The sequence below is a fragment of the Sphingomonas sp. NPDC019816 genome (genome assembly GCF_050274375.1).
Lineage (GTDB): Bacteria > Pseudomonadota > Alphaproteobacteria > Sphingomonadales > Sphingomonadaceae > Sphingomonas.
Genome location: NZ_JBNNOB010000240.1, coordinates 1 through 2517, shown reverse-complemented (window position 1 = coordinate 2517; position 2517 = coordinate 1). Strand labels below are relative to the sequence as shown.

Sequence of the window (2517 nt, the reverse complement as noted above, 5' to 3'; positions counted from 1 at the left end):
TGTGGATCGGCGTGGAAAAGGGACCCCGGTAGCGGGGTGATCGGCGTCGAAAAGGGACCCCTCATCCCGTTGGTCTAGGCTGTTCGCTTGGCGGTGTGTCAGGCGGCGAGATCGGGATGCTGGTATTGGAGACGGTGTTGAGGATTCGGCGCGAGCACGCGTCGGGGAAGGCCATCAAGGCGATAGCGCGGGACCTGCACCTGTCGCGCAAGGTGGTGCGCAAGGCGATCCGGGCGCCGGAGGCGGACATGGGGTATCGGCGGGAGGTACAGCCGCTGCCGAAGCTGGGGCCATTTCAGGCGCGACTGGATGCGTTGCTGGAGGAAGATGAGGCACGGCCGCGGCGCGAGAAGCTGCGCCTCACGCGCATCCACGACCTGCTGCTGCGCGAGGGGTTCGACGGCTCGTACGACGCGGTGCGGCGTTATGCGGCCCGCTGGCGCCGGGCGCGACGTCGCGATGTGATGAATGCACCGGCGTTCATCCCGCTGCTGTTCCGGCCGGGCGAGGCTTACCAGTTCGACTGGAGCCACGAGGACGTGGAGATTTCGGGCAAGCCGATGCGGGTGAAGGTCGCGCATGTCCGGCTATGCGCGTCGCGGGCAATGTATGTGCGAGCCTATCCCCGCGAGACACAGGAGATGCTGTTCGACGCGCATGCGCGGGCGTTTGCCTTCTTCGGAGGTGTGCCGACGCGCGGCATCTACGACAACATGAAGACGGCGGTGACGAGCGTGTTCACGGGCAAGGAGCGTGTCTTCAACCGGCGCTTCCTGGTCATGGCCAACCATTACATGGTCGAGCCGACCGCCTGCTCGCCGGCGTCGGGCTGGGAGAAAGGTCAGGTCGAGAACCAGGTGCAAACCGCACGCGGCCGCTTCTTCCAGCCACGCCTGCGATTTACCAGCCTCGAGGAGCTGAACGGTTGGCTGGAGGCCGAGTGTCGGCGCTGGGCAGAGTTGCACCAGCATCCCGAGCAGAAGGAACTGACGGTTGCTCAGGCCTGGGCTGCCGAGCGCAGCGTGCTCCAGCCTGTTGTCGCACCCTTCGACGGCTTTCACGAGAGCGAGCATGCGGTAAGCGGCACATGCCTCATCAGCTTCGACCGCAACCGCTACTCCGTTTCTGCCAGCGTGGTGCGACGTGCCGTTCAGGTCCGCGCCTATGCCGACCGCATCGTCGTGCGCTGCGATGGGGAAGTCGTCGCCGACCATCCCCGGTTCTTTGGCCGCGACCGGACCATCTACGACCCGTGGCATTATCTGCCGGTGTTGGCGACCAAGCCGGGCGCCCTGCGGAACGGCGCGCCGTTCCAGGGCTGGGAGCTGCCGCCTGCGCTGGCACGACTGCGGCGCAAGCTTGGCGTCGGTGACGATGCCGACCGGCGGTTCGTGCGGGTGCTGGCCGCGGTGCTCGACGACGGACTCGAGGCGGTGGAAGCGGCCGTGCGCGAAGCATTGCTGGCCGGCGTCGCCAGCGACGACGTCATCGTCAACATCCTGGCCCGCCGGCGCGAACCGCCGCGACCGTTGACTATTGTCACGCCAGAAGACCTGGCGCTGCGCCATCCGCCCCGCGCCGACTGCAACCGCTATGACAGCCTGCGAGGCCTCCATGCAGCGGCATGAGATGATGACGGCCATGACCGAGTTGGGGCTGAAGGGCATGGCCGGCGCTTTCGACGAGGCGGTCACTACCGGTCTCCAGCGCAAGCGCACGACCATGGAGGTCCTGACCGACCTGCTGCGTGCCGAGGCGACGCACCGCCATGCAGCCTCGGTCCGTTACCGGATGTCGGCCGCCAGGTTGCCCGCGGTGAAGGACCTCGACGCCTTCGTCTTCAGCGACACTCCCATCAACGAGGGACTGGTGCGCTCGCTGTACAGCGGCTCGTTTCTTCCGGGCCGACGCAACGTCGTGCTGGTCGGTGGAACGGGTACCGGCAAGACGCATCTCGCCACCGCCATCACTGCCAATGTGGTACGAGCCGGCGCCCGCGGACGCTACTTCAACACAGTGGACCTGGTGAACCGGCTCGAGGAGGAAACGCGCCTTGGCAAGGCCGGCACGCTGGCGGCCCAGCTCTCGCGCCTCGACCTCGTGGTGCTCGACGAGCTTGGCTACCTGCCCTTTGCACGCTCGGGCGGTCAAATGCTCTTCCACCTCGTCAGCAAGCTCTACGAGCAGACCTCCGTCATCGTCACCACGAACCTCGCCTTTGGCGAGTGGCCGACCATCTTTGGCGACCCCAAGATGACCACCGCACTGCTCGACCGTATTACCCACCATTGCGACATCGTCGAAACCGGCAACGACAGCTGGCGCTTCAAACATCGAAGCTGACGCCCAGGACCACCGGCAGAGAACGCTTCGCGCTGGTTGCGCCTCCGGTCGGGCTACGCCCGCCCTACGCCGCAACCAGCGCAAACGGTGCACCCGCCATACCCGTCACGCTGCTCGACGAAGGGGGTCCCTTTTGGACGCCGATAGGGGGTCCTTTTTGCACGCCGATTGACA

2 protein-coding genes are annotated in these 2517 nt (G+C 66.2%); both read left to right on the top strand.

Annotation, left to right across the window (positions count from 1 at the left end; all coding sequences use genetic code 11):
* The first annotated feature begins 116 nt into the window (after positions 1-116).
* Entirely contained in the window at positions 117-1628 is a 1512-nt protein-coding gene (istA, locus tag ACQKJZ_RS18995) for an IS21 family transposase (RefSeq protein WP_427733222.1), read from the top strand.
* Positions 1615-2343, top strand: a complete 729-nt coding sequence (gene istB / locus ACQKJZ_RS18990) for an IS21-like element helper ATPase IstB (protein ID WP_427733220.1) — start codon at positions 1615-1617, stop codon at positions 2341-2343. Before istA ends, istB begins: the two co-directional genes overlap by 14 nt.
* The last annotated feature ends 174 nt before the right edge of the window (positions 2344-2517 follow it).

Coding starts and splice junctions, on each gene's coding strand:
- istB (WP_427733220.1), top strand. CDS start 1,615: ATGCAGCGGCATGAGATGATGACGGCCATGACCGAGTTGGGGCTGAAG.
- istA (WP_427733222.1), top strand. CDS start 117: ATGCTGGTATTGGAGACGGTGTTGAGGATTCGGCGCGAGCACGCGTCG.